16 protein-coding genes and 1 other RNA gene are annotated in these 23024 nt (G+C 28.2%); 4 read left to right on the top strand and 13 right to left on the bottom strand.

Features of this window, described 5'->3' with window-relative positions; all coding sequences use genetic code 11:
- Positions 1-2: 2 nt before the first annotated feature.
- Complete coding sequence (locus tag ACUV9F_RS03595; protein WP_446184316.1) at positions 3-1679, bottom strand: formate--tetrahydrofolate ligase; 1677 nt, start codon at positions 1677-1679, stop codon at positions 3-5.
- A gap of 16 nt (positions 1680-1695) precedes the next feature.
- On the bottom strand, positions 1696-2076 hold the full coding sequence (locus ACUV9F_RS03590; RefSeq protein ID WP_446184315.1) for an EbsA family protein: 381 nt from the start codon (positions 2074-2076) through the stop codon (positions 1696-1698).
- 160 nt (positions 2077-2236) lie between these two features.
- Here ACUV9F_RS03590 and lplA point away from each other — a divergent pair, with 160 nt between their 5' ends.
- Positions 2237-3250: a lipoate--protein ligase gene (lplA, locus tag ACUV9F_RS03585; protein WP_446184314.1), complete on the top strand. Its 1014-nt coding sequence runs from the start codon at positions 2237-2239 to the stop codon at positions 3248-3250.
- A gap of 60 nt (positions 3251-3310) precedes the next feature.
- The gene (locus ACUV9F_RS03580) at positions 3311-4231 is read left to right on the top strand and encodes a magnesium transporter CorA family protein (protein ID WP_446184313.1); all 921 of its coding nucleotides are present in this window, start codon (positions 3311-3313) and stop codon (positions 4229-4231) included.
- A 93-nt stretch (positions 4232-4324) separates the two neighbouring features.
- On the opposite strand, the gene ACUV9F_RS03575 is transcribed toward ACUV9F_RS03580, so the two are convergent.
- The 4 genes from ACUV9F_RS03575 to ACUV9F_RS03560 form a co-directional block, all read right to left on the bottom strand.
- Positions 4325-5437 carry a THUMP domain-containing class I SAM-dependent RNA methyltransferase gene (locus tag ACUV9F_RS03575; RefSeq protein WP_446184312.1) on the bottom strand — a complete coding sequence of 371 codons (1113 nt, stop codon included), beginning with the start codon at positions 5435-5437 and terminating at the stop codon, positions 4325-4327.
- A 75-nt stretch (positions 5438-5512) separates the two neighbouring features.
- Positions 5513-5874: RNase P RNA component class B (rnpB, locus tag ACUV9F_RS03570), an RNA gene on the bottom strand.
- 51 nt (positions 5875-5925) lie between these two features.
- Positions 5926-6363, bottom strand: coding sequence for a cell division regulator GpsB (gene gpsB, locus ACUV9F_RS03565; protein ID WP_446184311.1), 438 nt, complete (start codon positions 6361-6363; stop codon positions 5926-5928).
- A 102-nt stretch (positions 6364-6465) separates the two neighbouring features.
- On the bottom strand, positions 6466-7020 hold the full coding sequence (locus tag ACUV9F_RS03560) for an SLOG family protein (RefSeq protein WP_446184310.1): 555 nt from the start codon (positions 7018-7020) through the stop codon (positions 6466-6468).
- A 71-nt stretch (positions 7021-7091) separates the two neighbouring features.
- On the opposite strand from ACUV9F_RS03560, the gene recU reads away from it, so the two are divergent.
- Both recU and ACUV9F_RS03550 read left to right on the top strand, forming a co-directional pair.
- Positions 7092-7703, top strand: a complete 612-nt coding sequence (recU, locus tag ACUV9F_RS03555) for a Holliday junction resolvase RecU (protein ID WP_446184309.1) — start codon at positions 7092-7094, stop codon at positions 7701-7703.
- 2 nt (positions 7704-7705) lie between these two features.
- Entirely contained in the window at positions 7706-9964 is a 2259-nt protein-coding gene (locus tag ACUV9F_RS03550; protein ID WP_446184308.1) for a transglycosylase domain-containing protein, read from the top strand.
- 18 nt (positions 9965-9982) lie between these two features.
- Here the strand turns inward: ACUV9F_RS03550 and ACUV9F_RS03545 are convergent, their stop codons facing one another.
- Genes ACUV9F_RS03545 through ACUV9F_RS03515 form a run of 7 tightly spaced genes read right to left on the bottom strand, consistent with a single transcriptional unit; the run spans position 9983 to position 23014 of the window.
- Positions 9983-10627 (bottom strand): endonuclease III domain-containing protein, encoded by a 645-nt coding sequence (locus tag ACUV9F_RS03545; protein ID WP_446184307.1) that lies wholly within the window; start codon positions 10625-10627, stop codon positions 9983-9985.
- On the bottom strand, positions 10627-11253 hold the full coding sequence (locus tag ACUV9F_RS03540; RefSeq protein ID WP_446184306.1) for a DnaD domain protein: 627 nt from the start codon (positions 11251-11253) through the stop codon (positions 10627-10629). The genes ACUV9F_RS03545 and ACUV9F_RS03540 overlap by 1 nt, the downstream gene beginning before the upstream one ends.
- A 52-nt stretch (positions 11254-11305) precedes the next feature.
- On the bottom strand, positions 11306-12604 hold the full coding sequence (gene asnS, locus ACUV9F_RS03535) for an asparagine--tRNA ligase (protein WP_446184305.1): 1299 nt from the start codon (positions 12602-12604) through the stop codon (positions 11306-11308).
- A gap of 10 nt (positions 12605-12614) precedes the next feature.
- The gene (locus tag ACUV9F_RS03530) at positions 12615-13091 is read right to left on the bottom strand and encodes a PepSY domain-containing protein (RefSeq protein ID WP_446184304.1); all 477 of its coding nucleotides are present in this window, start codon (positions 13089-13091) and stop codon (positions 12615-12617) included.
- A gap of 42 nt (positions 13092-13133) precedes the next feature.
- Positions 13134-15932, bottom strand: coding sequence for a helicase C-terminal domain-containing protein (locus tag ACUV9F_RS03525; RefSeq protein ID WP_446184303.1), 2799 nt, complete (start codon positions 15930-15932; stop codon positions 13134-13136).
- 16 nt (positions 15933-15948) lie between these two features.
- Entirely contained in the window at positions 15949-19554 is a 3606-nt protein-coding gene (gene addA / locus ACUV9F_RS03520; RefSeq protein WP_446184302.1) for a helicase-exonuclease AddAB subunit AddA, read from the bottom strand.
- Entirely contained in the window at positions 19544-23014 is a 3471-nt protein-coding gene (locus ACUV9F_RS03515; protein WP_446184301.1) for a PD-(D/E)XK nuclease family protein, read from the bottom strand. Before ACUV9F_RS03515 ends, addA begins: the two co-directional genes overlap by 11 nt.
- Positions 23015-23024: the final 10 nt, after the last annotated feature.

The following is a 23024-nucleotide window of genomic DNA, read 5'->3' as shown; positions in this document are numbered from 1 at the left end:
TTTTAAAAAATTCCTTTTACTGTACCGCTATTGTCTATATCAATATTTAAAGCAGCAGGTTTTTTTGGTAGGCCAGGCATAGTTAAAATTTTACCTGTTTGCACAACGATAAATCCAGATCCTAATTTGGGAGATACAGATGTAATGCTCAAAGTGAAGTCACTTGGTTTTCCAAGTAGTTTAGGATCATCACTTAAAGAATATTGAGTTTTAGCAATACAGATTGGTAAACTTTCCCAATGATTTTTTTCGATTATTTCAATCTCTTTTTTTGCTTTACTTGATATAGAGATGTCTTTGGCTCCATAAATTTTTGTGGCTATTGTTGTGATTTTATTAACTACAGAAGAATTATTATCATACAATTTTTCGTAATTTGAAGGCTTTTCACAAGATTCAACTACTAATTTTGCAAGATCAATGGCCCCTTTCCCACCAAGTTCGTGAGCTTCAGAAATTTCAACGGCTACATTTTTTTCTTCACACAATTTTTTTAATGTTTGTAATTCATCTTTAGAATCTGTATTAAACTTGTTTATTGCAACAACTGCCGGAATATTGTATCTTTGCATGTTTTCAATATGCTTTTGAAGGTTTACGAATCCTTTTTTTAATGCGCCTAAATTTTCATTTGATAATTCTTTTAAATCTTGTCCGCCATTATATTTAAGAGCTCTTACAGTGGCCACGATTACAATTGTATCAGGAGATTTTTCAAGATTAGGAGTTACAATATCTAAAAATTTCTCTGCACCTAAGTCCGCCCCAAAACCGGCCTCTGTAACTGTATATTCACTCAATTTCATAGCCGTACTTGTTGCTAAGATACTATTGCAGCCATGAGCTATATTTGCAAAAGGGCCACCATGGACTATTGCTGGAGTTCCTTCTAAAGTTTGAACTAAGTTAGGTTTAATAGCATCTTTTAAGAGAGTAGCAATCGCTCCTTGAACATCTAGGTCCTTAACAAATATAGGATTTTGTGAATAGTCAAAACCTATTAAAATTTGACTAATGCGAGTTTTTAGATCATTAATATCAGTAGCCAAGCATAATATTGCCATTAGCTCTGAAGCAACAGTTATATCAAAATGGTCTTCACGAGGAATTGATGATGTTCTTCCGCCAAGACCAATCACAATATTTCTTAATGCACGATCATTTATATCTAACGTTCTTCTCCATGTTATTGTTCTTGGATCAATATTTAAATCATTTCCTTGTTGTAAATGATTATCTATTAAAGCAGCTAATGTGTTATTGGCTGCTGTTAAAGCATGCATATCACCAGTAAAATGTAAATTTATATCTTCCATAGGAATAACTTGTGATTGACCGCCTCCGGTTGCTCCTCCCTTCATCCCCATAACGGGTCCTAAAGAAGGTTCACGAAGTGCTATAACAGAGTTTTTATTTATTTTTCTTAAAGCATCAGCCAAACCTATAAGTAAAGTTGACTTACCTTCCCCTGCAGGAGTTGAATTTATAGAAGTTACTAGAATAAGTTTTCCATTAGAATTAGATTTAGTTTTTTTTATTGTAGATAGCTTGATTTTTGCTTTGAAATCTCCAAATCTCTCAATATCTTTTTCATCTAGTCCTATTTTTTTAGCAATTTCTTGAATATTTTTCATACTATTATTTTCAATATTTTGAGCTATTTCAATATCTGACTTCATTATAAATAACACCTACCTAGTTAAGATTTATTTTTGATGAAAATTTAACGATATTTCTTGGTAAGGCAATCAATCTCATAGGAAAAAATTCATCAGATTTAAAATAGATAACAAAATAATATTTTTGAAAGTCTATTTTTTTTATTTCATTATTTTTTATAATCAATGATTTTTTTCTAAAGGGCTGTTGAATTTTTATATATTCTTTTTCTACGGTTATCTGTGACTTTAGATATATATACAATCCAATTATAATTGCCAATATAATTATTATTGGAGAAATTATAGTTGCTTTAAATATTTCCATTTGAACTATAATACCTAAGAAGAAAAGTGAAGTAATTAACGACCACGTGATTATTCCTTTTTCTCCTCCAGACTGATATCTAAATTTCAAATCATTTTCCTCCAACACTTTATATATAAAACAATTGTACACTGAAATACTGAAAAATAGTAATTTTTTAAAATTAGTAATCGCTTACACTGGATAATTTTATGTAATTCATATATAACTAATATATGATCAATATTAATTAACTAGGGAGGATATATCTTTGAAATATGTAGTAATGAAATCACGCGATATTCGTGAAAATTTAGCTACCGAACAATTTTTAATGAACAATAAAGATTTTAATGAACCACTAGTACTATTTTATATTGAAGGACCTTGTATTATTGTAGGAAGAAATCAAAATACTTTAGAAGAAATTAATCATGATTATGTAAAGGAACATAGTATTGTAGTAACTCGTCGACTTTCAGGTGGTGGAGCAGTATATCAAGATTTAGGAAATTTATGTTTTAGTTTTGTTGTAAATTCTGATGATAAAAATTTTGGTGATTTTAAATCATTTACTCAACCAATAGTAGATGTACTTAAAGAAATGGGTGCAAAAACTGCTGAGGTTTCTGGTAGAAATGATTTACTTGTAGATGGTAAAAAGTTTTCTGGTAATGCAATGTACACAAAAAATGGAAAAACTTTTTCTCATGGAACCCTTTCATATGATGTCGATTTAGACGTGTTAACACAAGCACTACACGTTAATGAAGATAAAATTAAATCTAAAGGTATTAAATCGATTAGAAGTAGAGTTACAAATTTAAAACCTTATTTATTACCTGAATATCAAAATTTAACCACTGAAGAATTTAGAGATATTTTGATACCAAAACTTTTCGAAAAAAATTCTATTGATGAAATTAAAGATAACGAGTACATTGTTACCGATGATGATCAAAAAGAAATAGACAAAATCTTAGAAAAGTACTATAACAATTGGGATTGGGTATATGGTAAATCTCCAAAATTCACTGTTAAGCAAAGAAAACATTTTGATATGGGTACTATCGATATTCGATTAAATATTGAAAATGGAATGATCGATGATGTCAAAATATATGGTGACTTTTTCGGATCAGGTGACGTTAGTGAAATAACCACAGCTTTGAAAAACACAAAGTTTGAAACCAAAGACATACAAAATGTTTTAGATAATTTTAATTTGGATAATTACTTCAAAGGTATTCCAAAAGAAGAAATTATAAAATTAATGACTCCATAACCTTTTAGGGCTACTAAAGCCCTATTTTTTTGTGTTATATTACTACCGTGAGGTAAAAATATGATTACAAAGTACAAGTTAACTAATTCAATTGATTTTATTTCAGTTAATGAAATCTCTGATTCCGACATAAATGAATTAACTAACAACTATAATATTACAAATGAGATAATCGAATATGCAACTGATATGAAAGAACGTCCAAGAACAGAATATATTGAATCTTTAGATTCTTGGTTAATAGTTTTTCATGTTATTTCAAATAGCTCAAGAATTAATAAAGTTGCTCTGCCAGTGACGATGGTGCTCTCTGATAAACAAATAATTTTATTTACAACTGATAAAACTTTATATATTGAACAATATTTTAATGAAATCAGAAAAAATAATTATACAGATGTAACCAGTTGGGGAATTTATTTTCAAATCGGTGACGAAGTATCTGAAGATTTTGTTGATAAGATTGAAGAAATTTCAGATAAACGTACCATAATTCAAAGAAGACTAGCAAAAAGAAAAATAAGAGATAAAGAAATTTTACAATTATCTATGATTCAAGAGGAAATATCATATCTTTTAACCGCTGTAAATGGAAATTTCTTATTGCTAAAAGAAGCACAACTTTTTGTTAAAAGTTCAGACATGGAAAATAAAGTGACAAAGCAAGACATTGAACTTATAAATAATGCAGTAATTGAGTTTGAACAAATTCAAAAAATGACTGAACTTCTAGGTGATATTACTGATAAGTTATCAAATTCTTTTAACAACCTCTTAAATAATCAAACAAATGCCACAATGAAAGTCTTAACTATATATTCGCTAATACTTTCAATACCAACAATCGTATCTGGTTTTTATGGAATGAATACATTTTTACCATTTGCAGATAAATCATGGTCTTGGATTTTTTCTTTAGGATTAGTATTTATTGGTGTGGGAATTATTTTAATTGATTTAAAAAGAAGACATTTTATGTAAAACGATTTGTGATAGAAGTCGTTTAGCAATTGAGCATTAAAAAAGAATAGCCAATAACCATGAACATATGATTACTGGTTATTCTTTTTTTACTTATTTCCAATATTGAAAATAATCAGTTCTAATAGCACCATTATAAAGTTTTCTTCTTTTTGTTGCTTTTGTTCCATAGTGTTTTTCAAATGACAAGTCACTTGTTAAATAATATTTGCTCCAATCATGAAGATTCTCAAAAGTTTCACCCATTTGTTTATATAAAGTATGAACTTCATCTGATTCCTTCATTCTTTTTCCATAAGGAGGATTAGAAATCAATACTCCATTTCTTTCCTCAATTTTTAAATCCTTTAACGCAATTTGCTTAAACGTAATATCATGTAAAACACCAGCTTTATTTGCATTTAATTTTGCAATATCAATCATATTTTGATCAATATCACTTGCAAAAATATTCAAATCAACATCTTTAATGGCATTTTTTGCTTCATTTTTTTCATTTTCTAGTAAAGAAGAATCAAACCAATCAAATCCCTCAAATATAAAATGTCTTTTTAAGCCTGGAGCAATATTTTTACCAATCATAGCAGCTTCAATAGCAATGGTTCCTGAACCTGTAGTCGGATCACAAAATGGCATATTTGAATTCCAATTTGTAAGCATTATTAAAGAAGCAGCAAAATTTTCTTTTAAAGGAGCTCCACCATGATCAATTCTATAACCACGTTTGAAAAGACTATCACCAGTGGTATCAATAGTTACTTCAGCAATATCTTTAGATATTCTAACTTCTATAGGAAAACTACTACCAGATTCAGGAAGATTACCATTACGTCTGTATACGTCAGATATTTTATTTACTATTGCTTTTTTTGTAATGGACTGTATATCTCTTGTTGAAAATAATTTAGATTTAATTGATCTTGCATTTACAGGAAAATGGGCATTTAAAGGCAAATAATCGTCCCAAGATATATCGTAAATTTTATCAAATAAATCTTCAAAACTTCTTACTTCAAATTTTGAAATGATTATTTTTATTCGATCAGCGGATCTCAACCATAAGTTAGTCTTCGCTATATCCTTTTGATCACCATTAAATAAAACTCTTCCATTTTCAGTCTGTGTATTATAACCTAAACTATTCAATTCTTTAGCAGTTATAGCTTCAAAGCCACTTGCCATTGTTGCAACTAATTTGTATGTCATACCGTTTGTCTTTCTTCTTTTATTGTTTTTAATAAAAAAAGACGAAGTAAACTTCGTCTTAACCTGAGAGTAAAAATCTATAAGCCATGTTCTGTTCAAGCATTAAAACAGGTTATTTTTAATGCCATTAGTAATCATCTATCTACATAAATGTCTCCACACTAGGTTCAGTTACCGTTGTGAAGCGCCCCTACCAAAGTTTGGGTTACTCGCTCGCGGGGTTTACCCGTTCCAATTTTGCCATTTCTAGCAAACATGCGTTTCTGTGGCACTTTCAAACTACTCACACATGACTAAAAGTTTTAGTGCTTTCGTTGCCGTTATCTCAAAGAGATACCTTGGCTTATTGGGCCAAGCACGAACACTACAAGCATCTCAGCTTGTGCGGGCATGGACTTTCCTCAGCCTGCATAAACAGACCGCGATTACTCGAAAATTACTCATTAAGTAAATCAACCTATGATGCAATTATACTCAAATTAATGTTATTAATGCAAGTTATTTTGAGTATTATTTCCATAAAAATCATTAGCTGGTGATTGCATACTCTTTTCTTCACCAAAGACCTTGCGTTCAAGATTTGAAAGCCTACGCAAAATATCATAGTTAGTTGTTGATGGATAAGATTCATCAACAGGATTATATGTTGCTTCAGAACTAACGGCTGGTGTTGGCTCAGGGGCAACTGTTGTATTTATAGTTGGTTCAGATGTAGTTGTATTTTCAGCTACAGGATTAGAACCTTGCTGTCTTAATTTTTGATTTTCTTCTTCTAACTGTTGAATATATTTAAACATTGCATCATAGTCTTGAATAATATTATCAAGATATTCATCAACTTCGTCAGGATTATATCCACCAATTTTTTTTGTATGAAACTCTTTATTCAAAATATCATTTGGTTGTAGGTTTGTATTAATATTCATATTTAATTCCTCTCAATAAACTTGTAACTAAAATTATATCAAATAGCTACTTAATTATAAAATAAGTATTTACATATAGCTATTTATTTAAGAATAACTTAATTATTCTTCAGAAATACTTCTTAAATAATCATCTAAGTCATCAAAATGTACTATTTCAATTGGATAATTATGATTTTGAGAATATTCTATAGCTTTTATATAATCAAACTCTGGCTTCCCTTTTTCTTCATTTTCTGGTTCGTAAATTATTAATAACCCATCCGTATGATTTAGCATAAAGTCCTGCCAATTTTTCAACTGACTAGGATTAATATAATTCTTAGAACTCACATAATTATAATAGTCTGCCTTTTTTAAACTTTGCTGAAATAAAAATGAATTACTTTCATTCCAATTTTTTCCAAAATCAGAAAAGGGTAACATTACTGCGTGTTTTATTTCAAAATTTTCTTTTTTTAATTTCCATGTTGCATTAATACTATATTGTTCAATTCCAAGTTGTGCTCCTGTAATAACCCACTGAAGTCCATTTGAAATATACTGCTCTATTTTCTGTTTCAAAAATTGCTCTATTATTTTTTCTTTAGGATCATCTTTACCGAAAATTCCTAGTTCAAAAGATCTATATCCCGTTATCCATAGACGTTCAATCATAATTATTAGGTTCCTTTGTTTTTTGATTAATAAAATAATGGTATAATCACTTAGTTATTAAGGAGGAGTTTATGAATATAAAATATCCAGATGGAACATCTTATAATAAAACTTCTAACAATCTTAAAAAAAATAAAACTGTTTTTGCTGACCGTGGAATGACTCTTGAAGAAGAAATCAATCAAAGTAATGAATATTATCGATCACATGATATTGCTGTAATTTACAAAAAACCTATTCCACTACAAATAGTAAAAGTTGACTATCCAAAAAGAAGTAAAGCCGTTGTTAAAGAAGCATATTTTAGACAACCTTCTACTACCGACTATAACGGCATATATAATAGAAAGTATGTAGATTTTGAGGCAAAAGAAACAAAACATAAAACATTGTTTCCTTTTACTAATTTTCACACCCATCAAATTGAACATTTAAGGAAATGTTTAAAATTAGGTGGAATTTGTTTTGTCATAATGCGTTTTGTAACGCTTAATGAATATTATATACTACCTGCTTCTATATTAATAAAATACTGGGATTTACAAAATAGTCCAAATGGGAAAAAGTCTATCTCACATGAAGATGTTGTTAAATATGCCGTACGGATTACTCCAGGATATAATCCTGTACTTCCCTATTTAGAAGCTTGTGATAAAATGGTTAATACCATGGAGGAAAAGTAACTATGACAGAACTAACACGTGTACAAAGACGTGAAAAAAATAAAAAGTCGAATAATATATTTCCAATATTAAAATGGGTATTAATAGGATTTTTAGTATTATTTATTATTGGAATATCTGTATTCGGCTTTTATGCAAGTAAAGCACCAGCTATTACCCAAGACTCACTTCAAAGTGCTGGATCTTCTAATATATATGATGAAAACGGAAAAAAACTTTTTAATTTAGGTAATGAAGAACGAGAATATGCTTCAATAACACATATACCAAAACAAATGCAAAATGCCGTTGTATCAATTGAAGATAAAAGATTTTATGATGAACCATTTGGAATAGATCCAATTAGAATTATTTCAGCTGGCTTAGGTAATCTAAAATCTCAAAGTATTCAAGGTGGTGGAAGTACTTTAACTCAGCAACTGGTAAAACTTTCAGTATTCTCCACTCATAAATCAGATCAGACCATTAAGAGAAAAATTCAAGAAATATGGCTATCAATGCAAGTTGAAAAAGAATATTCAAAACAACAAATTCTTGAATTTTACATGAATAAAGTTTATCTATCTAATGGTATTTATGGAGTTAAAACTGCCGCACGGTACTATTATGATAAGGGATTAAATGAATTAACGCTGCCTCAGATGGCACTTATAGCAGGTATGCCTCAATCACCATATAATTATGATCCCTATTTACATCCTCAAGCTGCAAAAACTAGACGAGATTTAGTGTTAAATGCTATGTATAGTAATAAAAAAATAACTAAAAAAGATTTAGTCGCAGCAGTTAATACTCCGATAAATGATGGACTAAAAGCAAAAGATACTAATGCTGATGCTACAAATTCAGAAACAAGAAAAATTTCTGATCCTTATTTAAAGGAAGTAATTAGTGAAGCTAAGAAAAAAGGCTACGATCCTTATAGAGATAATCTAAAAATCACTACAAATATGGACTATACAGCTCAAAAGAAATTATATGACATTGTAAACTCATCGACTTATATTTACTATCCAGATGATAAGATCCAAATAGCTTCAACTGTTGTAGATCCTAATACTGGAAAAGTTGTTGCAATGATTGGTGGAAGAAATCAAGGAGATGTACAACTTGGTTACAATAGAGCAGTACAAACTTCCAGAAGTAATGGTTCAACAATGAAACCTATAATGGATTATGCACCTGCTTTAGAATATCTCGGTTGGTCAACAGCTCATCCACTAAAAGATTCACCATATAAATACCCAGGAACAAATATTGAACTAAACAACTGGGATAATTCTTATATGGGCTCAATGACATTAAGAAATGCTCTTGCATCTTCTAGAAATATACCTGCTGTAAAAACTTTACAAAAAGTTGGATTTGATAAAGCAAGAGGCTTTGCAAAATCACTAGGTATTGATGTACCGGCTAACACAGGATTATCAGCTGGTATTGGTTACTCTTCTTCAACATTGCAAAATGCTGCTGCATATAGCGCTTTTGCAAATGGCGGATATTATAGAAAACCTTACTTTATTAATAAAATTGAAACTTCTGATGGAGTCGTACATAGATATGACTCAAGTGCAAAAAAAGTAATGAAATCATCTACAGCGTATATGATTACTGATATTTTAAAAGATACATTTACTAATGGTATGTCATCTAGTGCGGTAATTTCTGGATTACATCATGCTGGAAAAACTGGTGAAACTAATTACTCTGATGAGGCACTAAAAAACAATCCAGGATTAACTGGACTAGCGCCTGATGCTTGGTTTGATGGATATACAAAGAATTACTCTATTAGTGTTTGGGCTGGATATGATAAACAAAATAAAGATGGTCTAAATCAAAGTGATCAACAACTTCCTCAAGAAGTATATAAATACTTAATGAGCTACTTACAAACTTATAAATCTAATAAAGACTGGAAACAGCCTGGTAATCTTACAAAAGTAGGAAGAGAATTATATCCAAGTGGTAGTGCACCAAGTATTTACTCAAGTAATAATTCATACTCCTATGTTGCTCCTAATAGGTCTACAAACGATACGACTGCTAATCAGCCAACAAACGACAGTAAAACCACTGATAATTCTGGCGGTGATGGTTCACCAAAGAATAATGATAATACATCAAATAATTCAGATAATAATACCAATAACAGTGGTAATACTGATGGTAATAATTCTAATAACGGTAATACAAATAATAATGATGCTGGTGGAAATACATCACCAAATAATAATGCGTCACCTAATACAAATAATTAAAGTAAAAAGAACTTACATTTATTGTAAGTTCTTTTTGTTTAGTCTATCGCATTCCATTATTAACGTGCTAACTTCTTTTTCGACAGGTAATTTCATCGAATATTTTCTTCCAAATTCAATCATAGTATGATGTGCACGAATCCATTCTGAGCTATCTAAAACGGAAGTGATTTTATTTTCTATTTCAATAGTTGATGCATTTTTAGGTACAAAATGTAATCTCTTTGATATTGCTGAAACATGAGTATCAACTGCAAATGCCGGGATATTAAATCTGTCACTTATCACAACATTAGCGGTCTTTCTGCCTACACCAGACAAAGACATTAATAATTGCTTATCTTTTGGAACTTCTCCATTAAAGTTTTCCAATATTTCATTAGCACATTTTTTTATATTTCTTGCTTTATTCCGAAACAATCCTACACTTTTAATAATATTTTCTAGATCAGAAATATTAGCATTTGAAAGCGTAGTAGGATTAGGATATTTAGAAAATAAAATTGGTGTTACCTTATTCACAGATAAATCTGTTGCTTGTGCACTTAGAATTACAGAAATTAAATATTGAAAATCAGTTCTAGAATCAAGAGATGGGCCCACTGGACCTATTTCATTCATCATTTCGTGAATAGCCCACACAATATCTTTATCAGCTAACATTAGTACTCATTTCTCCTTTTATATTCATCCAATTGAGATGGTGTTTTAATATTTTGCTTTTCCCAATTTAATAATATTCTATCCATATATTTTAGTGAATATACCTGATTTAAAATAGATTCTTTTAAAGCTAATTTAATTAAATCAATATTATATCCATCATTGTCAAGCCAATCATGTATTGTTTCTTGTTCTATCGGAGAAAGTGGTCGACCAAATTCAACTTCTATCATTTTAAATAGTTCTATTACTTTATTTTCAGAATCCTGTTTTTCTTTTTCGTTCTTTTTATCATCGGTAATTGTAGCTAATAGTCTATAGACAGGAGTCAAATCATATACATCTTGTTGTTGATGATTATTGTTTATTTTTGTATTTATATCAATTATTCTTTTTTGAATTAAATTTTGAATAATTTTAAGAACCTCATTTTGTTCAATTCCCAAATGTTTTGAAATTAGACTTGGTGCTGGGAACTCAACGCCTTTTTGTCCATACATTTGTATTGTAGTATATATTAAAAATTCTTCGGCAGACATATTTAGATTTTTTATATTCAATAAAATAAGATTATTAATTACAGTACTGCCCTTTTGCATTAATTCTTTAAAAAATTCTTCATTCATTCTGTAATACCTCAAAAAAGGTTGGAAAATATCCAACCTTTATTATATTTATTTAGGGTTTTAATCTATTAATCATTCTAGGAAATGGAATAGCTTCACGTAAATGATCTAATTTGCAAATCCAGGTTACAGCTCTTTCAAAGCCAAGACCAAATCCTGAATGTGGAACTGAACCGTATTTACGTAAATCAAGATACCATTCATATTCTGACTCATCTAGTCCAGCATCTTTAATGCGCTTTTCAAGTGCTTCAAAATCAGTTTCACGTTCGCTACCACCAATTATTTCTCCATATCCTTCAGGAGCAAGTAAATCAGCACATAGATATACGTCATCGCGATCTGGGTGTGGTTTCATATAAAATGGTTTAATTGATTTTGGATAATTCAGTATAAATACTGGTTGTTCAAATTGCTCTGAAATATATTGTTCATCAGGTGCACCAAAATCGTCTCCCCATTTAATGTCAACTCCATGTTTTTGTAACATTTCAATTGCTTCATCATAAGAAATTCTAGGAAACGGTAATTTAGTATATTTTTTAAGTTGATCAATATCACGATCTAAAAGTTTTAATTCATATTCACAATTATCAATCACACTTTGTACTAAATAAGCAATATACTTCTCTTGAACTTCCAAACTCTGGTTCTGTTCAGTAAAAGCCATTTCTGGTTCAATCATCCAAAATTCTGTTAAGTGACGTCGAGTTTTTGACTTTTCAGCTCTAAATACAGGCCCAAAGGTAAATACTTTACCAAAAGCCATTGCCCCTGCTTCGGCATATAACTGCCCACTTTGAGTTAAATAAGCGTCATTATCAAAATATTCGATATGAAATAACTCAGTAGTTCCTTCTGGAGCACTACCAGTTAGGATTGGTGGATCCATTTTAATAAATCCTTCTTTATTAAAAAACTCGTACGTTGCATTAATCATTTGGTTTCTGATTCTCATAATTGCGTATGGACGTCTTGATCTTAACCAAAGATGTCTATTATCTAATAAAAAGTCAATTCCATGTTCTTTAGGCGTAATAGGAAAATCTTCACTTTCTCCTACCACTTGGATATCTGAAACTTCAATTTCATAACCAAAATGTGAACGAGAATCTTCATGGATAACTCCTGTAACCCAAAAACTCGTTTCTTGGCGTATTGATTTAGAAAGTTCGAATATTTCTTCACTTACATTACTTTTAACAACCACTCCTTGAAAGAAGGCTGTACCATCTCTTAATTGTAAGAATGCAATTTTTCCTGAAGAACGCTTGTCAGTAAGCCAAACACCTATTTTAACTTCTTCATTAACGTGTTTTTTTGCGTCAATAATATTAATAACTTCTGTCATAAATAGCTCCTTAGATATCTTTTATAGTTTCAGTAATTTTTCCAGAATAATAATCAATAAATACATAGTTAGATTTATTATTCTTATCTAAATAAGAAATTTCCCAAATGGGTTTCTTATCTATCAAGCCAAGATTAATATGAAAAATTTTTTTTACATTAAATTTTTCTTTAATCATATTCATAATGTAATCTTTAGAATATTGATTTTTATTCAATATTTTTATTTTTCCACTTTTTGCATCAATAATTACATAACGATATTTATTTTTTGATGTTAATCCACCTACAGTAAAATACTGTTTTTTTTGTGTGAAATTAGAAAAATAATCTGGGGTATTAATATCAGCAGATTTAAAAGCAATATTATTGGCTTGTTGTCTTGCACTTGTATAAGGTTCAGATGCAATAGAAAAAAACCAAAATGTTGAAACCATGCCAATTAAAATTATACCAACTATAATCCATGACCGTGTTACTCTACTCATAATAATTACCTCTAATATCAACTTCTAATAGTATACCAAAAACTAATATAAAAAATCTTCAAGATTCTGTTTAATTTCTTCAGAATTAAGATTTTTTATAATTATTTCTTCTGGGAAATTATTGAGCATTTGTTTACCGTATTTAGATTTGATAATTCTATCATCCAAGATTACCATTATTCCCCTATCGTTTTGAGTTCTTAATAGTCTACCAAATCCTTGTCTTAACTTTAAAGTTGCTCTAGGTAAAGCATCAGCTCCAAAAGCATTGATGTCTAAATTAGATAAATATTTGCTTCTTATCATTGTTTCATTTTGATCAGGCGAATCAAATGGAAGCCTTGTAACAATTACTATTTCTAAAATTTTTTGAGGAAAATCTACGCCCTCCCAAAATGAATTTGAGCCTAAAAGAATTGAATTTTTACTATGGGAAAACCTTTTTTTTATTTTTTCATTAGTTCCATTTATACCTTGAGCAAGAATTTCTTTTTGATTACTTAATTCAGTTTCATTCAACAAATTATATACTGAACTCATTGTAGATAGTGAATTAAATAGTACTAATGCCTGATGAGTATTGTTTAATAGAAATTTTTGAATCATGTCTGAAAGATATACATTATATTCTTCATCAGTCATATCTCGAATGTCTTTTGAGTCATTTGGTATATAAATCTTGGTTTTTTCTTCAACATTAAATTGATTATTATAAATATTTTTTTGATTAATATATTTATTAGAAAGCTGCAAATCGTTTAAAAAGAACTCAAAGTCATCATTACTATTTATAGCACCACTTATTAAATAAATATTCTTAAACTTATTATTAATGGTCTTCAGTTCATTTTCAATATTAAGCTTGTACCAATGAATCACTCCATTTGATTTATTATTAGCATCATTTAAATTAAAGCTAATTCCAAATACATTTTCTTTTTCTGTCAATTTAGTTATTAATTCTAGTAAAGAAATCGTACTATTTCTTAGATTATTATTATATAAACTTAAATTTGAGATGATTGAAGCAATTTTAATTCCAGAAAAATTATTCTCACTAAAATAAGCACGGACCAATGAATCTATTTTTACAATAATATTAGTCAACAAATCCTTTAGATTAGTTATTAATAAAATAAGATTATCAATATTTTTAATATCATCACTTAATAATTGAATATTTAAAAAATTATCACTATGACTAGTTTTTTTCTTATCTTTAAAATAATTTATATATATATATTCATCTAGTTGATCACTAATTTTATCAAATTGTTGGAAGAATTCTTCCATTTCTTGTAAGTTATTTTTTCCCCAATCAATAAAATAATTATTATCAAATTTATTTCTTAGATTCACTCGATTTTGATAAAGAGTGTCGGAAATTTTTTTTATTTCATTTGCTAAATTCTGAATATTTAAATTTGGTGAATTATTAGATCTAAGGTTCTCGGCAAAATGATGTGCTTCGTCAATAACAAGTATTGGTTCTGATCCCCAGATTTTTGAATTTATATTTCTTGAAAAATATGATTGATTAGTGATTAATATTTCGGAGTTTTGAGCTCTTTTTAAGCTATACTTCCAAAAGTCATCCTCTGAAAATATAGTATCTTCTTTTTTTTCACCGCGATGAGCTATTAAATTTAAATATGGATTTTTTTTATTACTTAGCCTTAGTTCATCCATGTCACCGGTTGTTGTCATTGTTAACCAAACTAATATCTTCATTTTTAAGATAGAGGTGACTTTATGCCCATTTATATCTTGATACAATGTGTTATAAAATCTATCTAAATCAATATAATTGTAGCTACTTTTAATTATTTGAGCAGTATAAGAAAAATTATTAAGTTGATTTAATATAGGAATTGCTTCATCTAAAATTTGAGATTGCAAAAGTGTTGTTGTTGTTGCAATTACTAGTTTTTTCGTATCTGATATTTTAAACGAAAGAGGATATAAATACCCTAAGGTTTTTCCCATACCTGTTGGTGCCTCAATAATGGACCATTTTTTCTCAGTATCAAGAACTTTGTAAATATCATCCATCATTTTAGCTTGTTCATTTCTAAATTCTAAGGTACCTGATATAGATTTTCTTTTATCATCGTCAGTCAATGGATATATATTATTTTTTTTCACATTAGAAGAAATAGTAATATCTTTTTTTCTAAGTACTATTCCATTTTTTTGATACATATATTCAGATAATATATTTTGTTCATTTTTTCGTTTATTGTATATATCTAAAAAAAGTTCACCCGTTTGTCTAATTGTTGATTTTCCAATATCACAAATAGATTTTAAGGTTTGCATGGGAAGAATATATATTCTTTGAATTAAAATCAATAAGAGCTTAGCAGTTACATTAGAATCATCATCGGCTCGATGTGGATGGTCATGCTCGATATTTAAATATTCAGAAATGTCCTGTAGTTTAAAACTACTCAATTGTGGAAGCAATATTTGTGAAAGTTCAACAGTATCAATTGCAGGTACATTTAATTCTGGATACCCTGCTTTAATGAGCGCGTCTTTAATAAAAGGAAAGTCAAAGTTTACGTTATGTGCAACAAAAGTTCTTCCCTTTAAATTTTCATATATTCTCTCAGCAACCTGTTTGAAATCAGGTGCATTTTTAACTATTCTATTAGAAATACCAGTTAATTCTTCAATTCTTTGAGAAATAACTTGATGAGGATTTATTAAAATAGATATTGAATCAGTTATTTTTCCATCATCTATTAATGTACATCCAAATTGAATAATTTTATCTTCATTTTTATTAGTTCCAGTTGTTTCTAAGTCAACAACTGCATATTTTTTTGATATATCCATACAAATCCTACTCACATTAGATTTTTACGTATTTACCAAGTCTTAAGAAAAATAAATATTTGCCTATTACTGGTTTATTTTCAATACTTTTAATTGCTGAAGCATAAAGATTTAATTGTCCGCTATATTTTTTGACAGCCTCTTCAACAGAATTTTTTGCATCTTTGTTATCGACTACATTATCAGTCTTATAATCAAATATAACAATACCCTCTTTTGTATTAACTAGTCCATCAATAATACCATGAATTAGAATATCGTCATTTTCACTAACACCATTAAATATTTCAGAAGCAGGTACTACCATTGAAAAAGGATACTCTCTTTTTAAATTTTCTTTATTTTCTAATACCAGCTTTCCTAAGTCTGACTCAAAAAAGTTTGCGATTGCTTTAATATTTATCTCTTTAGCTACTGCATTGGAAATTATATTATTTTTTTGCAAATCAGCAACTAGCTTTTCAATAGAAGTGATTGTTGGTTCATTTTTTAAATCAATTTTCTGTAATACTAAATGAGTTGCACTTCCAATCTCCGCTGCGGAAATAGACTTATCCGATTCCAAAAAATTAGGTTTAGAAAAATCATTTAATACATATCTTCCAGAGTTAATTATATTTGATTTTTGTAGTTGTTCTTCATCAGGATCTGAAAATAAAAATTTAATTTCTGAAACAGATTGATATGCTGTTGTTTGTGTCGAGTACTTAAATGGATAATTAAGATTCAAAATGCTTTTTACTATTTCTTTAAATTTGGAACTATTATCAATGACATTTCTCTTGTTACTACTTAATGCTGTCAAGTTCTCATCTTCAGTAATATTTTTTATTGAAGAAACAATATTAATTTGTGTATTTAATTCATCATTAACATATGATAAATCAGAAATTTTCTTTGAGCTTTGAAATATACAACTCATTATTATATCTTGATATGACTTAAAATTAATTCGATCAAAATAATCTATTTTATTATCAGAAATATTAATGTTATTCCAAGAATTAAATGATTTCTCTATTTTTTTTGATGTACCAACCACAATTAACTTTTGCTTAGCTCTGGTTAAAGCAACATATAGTAATCTTAATTCTTCAGAGATACTTGAAATACGTTTTTTTTCAGAAATTAAACTTCTAGGAGGAGTTGAGTATATTATTCTATTTTCTTGATCAAGATATTTTATACCCAATCCAAGTTTTATATCAATTAAATTTGAACTTACGTAATCTCTATTATTAAAGTCTTTTGCGACATCAATTAAAAAAACAACTGGAAATTCCAATCCTTTACTTCCGTGAATTGTCATGACATTGACAGCATCTTCATCTGATTCAATACTATTAGGCTGGGATAAATCTTTGTCATTTTTTTCAATTCTTTCAATAAAATTAATAAATTTATAAAGACCTTTGAAATTCATTTCCTCAAATTCATTAGCTCTTTGATATAAAGCATGTAAGTTTGCCGCCCTTTGTTTTCCACCAGGCATTCCAGTTACTAAGTCTAAAAAACCAGTTGTTTGATAAATATCCCAAATTAATTCAGAAATTCTAACCTGATTTGAAGAGAATCTAAAACTATTTAACATACCAATAAATCTTTTTAGTTTATCTGCTATATAGTCATCATTTTCTTCGGCATATTTTAAAACGGCATTATAAAAATTGAAATTACTCTCATTAATTCTAATTTTTGCTAAATCATTTTCGTTTAACTGAACAATTGGCGATCTTAATACTGCAACTAAAGGAATATCTTGTTGTGGGTTATCTATTAATTTTAAAAACTCAATCATTACTTGAATTTCCATTGTCTGAAAATAATTTTGTGAATCAGTAACAATTACAGGAATATTACTTTTTGCAAATTCAGAAATCAAATCTGTATTATTACTTTTTGTTCTACTTAAAATTGCAATATCACTGTATTTAATAGGCCTAAATTTGTTGAGTTTTGAATCAAATATTTCAAACTTATCATCAAATAATTTTCTGACTCTTGAGGAAACAAATTGAATTTGAGAATCTCTTTTACTTCCTCCCTCAAATTCATTTTCCAAATCAATAATATTCACTTCTATTTGAGTATCTGTCTCATCAGAAAACTTAGCTCCGGGAATTAACTTAGTTTCATCGTTATAATCAATATCACCAAGTTTTTTGTCCATTACCATTTCAAAAATCTTGTTTACAAAAGTTGTAACGGATTTTGAGGAGCGAAAGTTATTTGATAATAAAACTAGCTCGTTGTCACTATCTTTATTCTTAAAATTATCGTATTTACTGGCAAATAAGTATGGAGCTGCCTGTCTGAATCCATAAATAGATTGTTTTATATCGCCCACCATAAAAAAATTATTAGATGTACTACGTAACATTTGGACAATGCTTTCTTGCATTGGGTTTACATCTTGATATTCATCAATCATTATTTCTGAAAATTTATTTTGATAATAATCTTGAGCAATATTGATATTATTCTCTGTAGAATTAAATATATCCATAGTGAAATGCTCTAAGTCATTAAAATCAATTGTATTATTTGCTAATTTTATATTTTTAAATTCTGCAATAAATTCTTTTTCAACTTCGACAAGTTTAGCAATTAAATCACGAGAATTATTTATGATAGTAGTCAATTTATTATTATCTGTTATTAGTAGTTCATTTGGAATGGTCTCACTAATCACTTTTTTTACATTTTTTCTTACTGATTCTACATATTCAGATGCCCCATCTTTTGGTGCATCTTTGACCACCTTTGCTCGTTTAAAACTAAATTTAAAGAGTAATTCTCCAAGTTCATCATGTGAATAAATATGGATATCATTAATTATTTTAGATAATTCTTCAACTGCTTGTTCCAATGAGTCAACAAACTTTTCACAGCTTTCATTTTCTAGTGAAATAGAAAGTGCTTTTTTTATCAATTGAAGTTGCTCATTCAATTTTTCAACTAATTTAGGCTCGAATATTTTTTTATTAATGCTTGATTCCTCAAAATTTGATGATTTCAAGTCATATAATTTTTCTAAAGACTCTAACCATTCATTACTATTTGGATTAGTTATCGCAAAATTAAATAGTTGAAATACTAAATCTTGTAAACCATTATCATCTCTATCGTTTGAAAAGTTACGAGTCAAATTTAAAAAGTCAAGGTCATCGTTTCTATAATGTCTATCACGTACTAAGTCCCAAGCCTTTTCTTTTAATAATTCTTGTTCAGTTTCATCGGTTAACAATCTAAAACTAGGCTCTAAGTCAATCAAATAATAAAACTTTTTTATGACGTTTGAACAAAATGAATGCAAAGTACTAATATCTGCAGATGGAACTTTTGCTAACTGTTGTTGAAGAAGTAATTTGTTTTTTGGATTCTTTGAATTATTTATTTCAGTTCTTAATCTAGCAACTAATCTTTCTTTCATTTCTTTTGCAGCAAGTTTAGTAAAGGTTACTACTAATAAACTATCAATATCTTGTCCATTAAGAATTTTTTCAATGATACGTTCAATTAATATTGTTGTTTTTCCTGACCCAGCTGCTGCCGAAACTAATATGTCTTTATTAGAATCAAAAATTGCTTTTTTTTGAGAGTCTGTCCAATTAATTCCCATTATTATCTTCTCCTTTCACTAGTTTTTTTAAGAACTCCGTCTTTGATAATGTAGATATTTCTCGATAATTATTTTCGGGTAGCATAGCATCAAATTCAAAAATTGATTTGTAATCACTGTGTTGAAGGCCATTTGATTGATCCGTTTTTCTAAATGGATTTAAGTTGATCTCCCCAGAAAAAACTTTTTCTCCTGCAAAAATTATCAATTTCTTATTGTAATCAAGTAGCTGTTCTAACTCTGGTTTAGTCACTTTTTCAGATGAGCTTAATTCTCCGTTTTTATTTAATCTCAATTTATATATATTAGAACTATTTTTTTCATCAAGTCCATTTTTAGTAAGAATATCAATACTACTTGAGTCATCAACGATAATTCCCGATAGTTGATAATTTTTTTCGTTTTTTTTCATAATAAATTTAGCTTTTTCAATTGGGTTATAAATATGAGAATAAAAAGCTCCAACAACATTATTCGTATCCGAATAATTATTTAATATTGCTTGAATATAAGTTGTTAGTTGTAGCTGTAATCCTGAATAAAACTGACCATACTCAAATTTCTTTTCTGAGGATTTATAATCAATAATCTGTAGAGCGTTTTTATTATTAAAACTGTCAATTCGATCAATCTTACCTCTAACGTTTATTTTTTTACCATCAAAATCATAACTTATCCCAGCAATACCCTTATTACCCTGTATCGAGCCAAAAGTGATTTCAGATTTTATTGGTTCAAACGTTAATAAAGCTGCTTGTTTCTTAATTGACTGAATTAATGTATTTATTATATTGCTCAACTGGTTAGTTATATATTTCATCTGATTTGATGATTCGAATATTTTGTAATTAGAACTTTGAAGAACTTGATTAATAATTTTATTGGAAACTTTATGTGCTTGTTCATCTGTTAAATTTTGAATATCTATTTTATTTTCTGATATGTATTTAACAAACTTATCTAAATTATCATGAAAAAAACTTCCAATATTGGCAGGTGTTAATTCAAATATATTTCGAGGTAATACTTTTAAACCATATTTCAAAAAATATTCATATTCGTTCTTATAAAACGTTTCAAGTTGAGATATAGATACATTTAAAGTATCTCCATATAATTTTTGAGAAACGTTTTTTTCTAGATTGACTGGAATATTTTTATAATTGAGTGATTTTTTAAACTTATTATTTAAATCAGAATCACTTAAAACAATATCTTGAATCATTTTCCATTTTTCAGAAAGTACACTATTATTATTCCTTAACTCTCTGTTAAGTCTAATTAAATAATTTAAAGTCGAACTTGTAGAACCAACATATTCTAAAGCAAATTCGTCACTTGGATTAGGACTATTAGTTATTATTCTTTCTTCAATATTAAAGTGATTTTCTATTCTCTGAATATAAGGTGATAGTTGTTCTTTTGAGTCCGAAGCCATAACTGGATATGTAAATATAGTTCTTAAAGAAGAACTGATAAAAGAACTATTATGAAGATATGGTTCGTCATTATTAATAACTTGAGATGAATCATTAAACTTACTTTCACTGGTCAAAAACTTAGAAAATTTTTCTTTTTCTTCATCGCTCAATAGTGAATTATTAAGTGTAGTCTTAGGCATTTGCTCCGCCGTACATCCCAAAATAATAGTTACTTTCCTATTATTCATCTGAACCATTCCAAGTTCTGAAATATTCACTGCATCCAAAGTTGATGGAATTTGAGAATATTGAGAAGCAGAAAATCCACTATCTAATACACTAAGCAATTCATTGATATCAAACTTATCTTCACCAAATATATCAATAAATTCATCTAATATATTATTTAAAGTATTTACAACTTGTTCAGGTATATTACCTTTTTCAATATTTCCATCTTCAATATTCTTATCTTGCCAATACTTCAACGAACCAAAAACATTATTATTAATTAAAAATTTATATATATCTGTTACTACTTCTTTATTGCTAGTATTTTTTTTCAAAATAACTTGTAATTGAGTATAGATATTTTTTACAAATTCTTTTACTACATTAATTTTTCGAAAATCATTTTTATATTTTTCTCTTTGCTTTTTATTCAAATTATTAATATTCACATCAAAATTAAAATCTTCATCTGATAGCCATTCACTTTTAAATAAGCCGTTGGCTAAAGAATAATTTTCAGCAAGATCAACTGCAGACTTAAAATACTGTCTATCTAATTCAGTTGGTTTTAGTAAATCCAACTTCAAAAGTTGAAAAATGGATTCATGTGATAAATTTGAGCGTGCAAAATCAAATATATAATCAATAACTAACTTTAAAGGATGTTGTGACATATTATGTTGTAAATCTAAAAAAATCGGCACATCGAGATTTTTAAACATTGGACTTATAAAGGATTCATATTCAGATAAATCACGTGTTAATACTAAAAAATCTTTGAATCTGTAATTTTGGGTAGCTACTAGTTGTCTTATATAAGTAGCTACAGATTGTATTTCAGCTTGTTTATCAGTTGCTTGCCATATTTGTAAACTGTTTTTTGAAATTTTTTTATCTACAATTTCTTCTTTTGAAGTATTAGAACTTATCCAAAAGTCCTCAAGCTTTTGCAAATCAGACTCTACTCTATTCTCACTAGCATACTCATTATTTATTGGTATATTTTCTTTTCTAGCATATTCATAAAATTCCTTATAAGTTCTAGAAGGTCTAAAATAAAAATCAGTTTTTTCGGGAAGTTCAATATAAGGCTTATCTAATTCAAGACTCATGGTAATTTCACTTTTAACAATCATTGAATTTATTAAACTTATTTCTGATTTTTTAAATGCCGAAAATCCATAAATATAAAAATGTGTATTAGTCAAAGCTGAGCTATTTTCAAAGTAGTCAAGTAATTGATCATTTAAATAATTATTTTGCAAATAATTTTCATTAACTACTTCCTGATATTTTTGATAAATTAGTTGTAATTCAGCTATTTTTTCTTTCTCAAAGCTTGAATCAGTTTCATTTTTTATATTTTCTAAATCTTTTATACTGATATTTCCATCTTGAAATTCATTTAGCTGTTTAGCAATTTCATCAATAAAACCATTAAATTTTATCTCACCCTTAAAAATTGGAAGATTATCTTTTTCTTTACTCAAAATCGAACGTATAATCATTGCTTTTTTGGTTTCAGTTAAAGATTGCCTGTTTAATACATTAGTATCTCGTAAAAAATACCAAGCAAGTCTAGATAGCGAAAATATTTGTAAATTATTAGTTGCCACATATTTATCTTTTGATCTAAATTCATTTTTGAAATTTTTAATTATAGAAATTTCAGACTCAAATTTAATATGATTAGGAACAATAAAATAAAATTTATCTTGAGGATTTTTTTTGTAGTCCTGTAAAAATCTATCGACAATTTCTTTTTGATGATTTTTTTGACTTTTTCCTAGGACAAAAGTTAAAGACATGGTTAATATT

The organism is Daquilactobacillus linshuiensis (genome assembly GCF_052828685.1).
The sequence above is the reverse complement of the archived record's forward strand: the minus strand, read 5'-3'. Positions and strand labels throughout refer to the sequence as shown.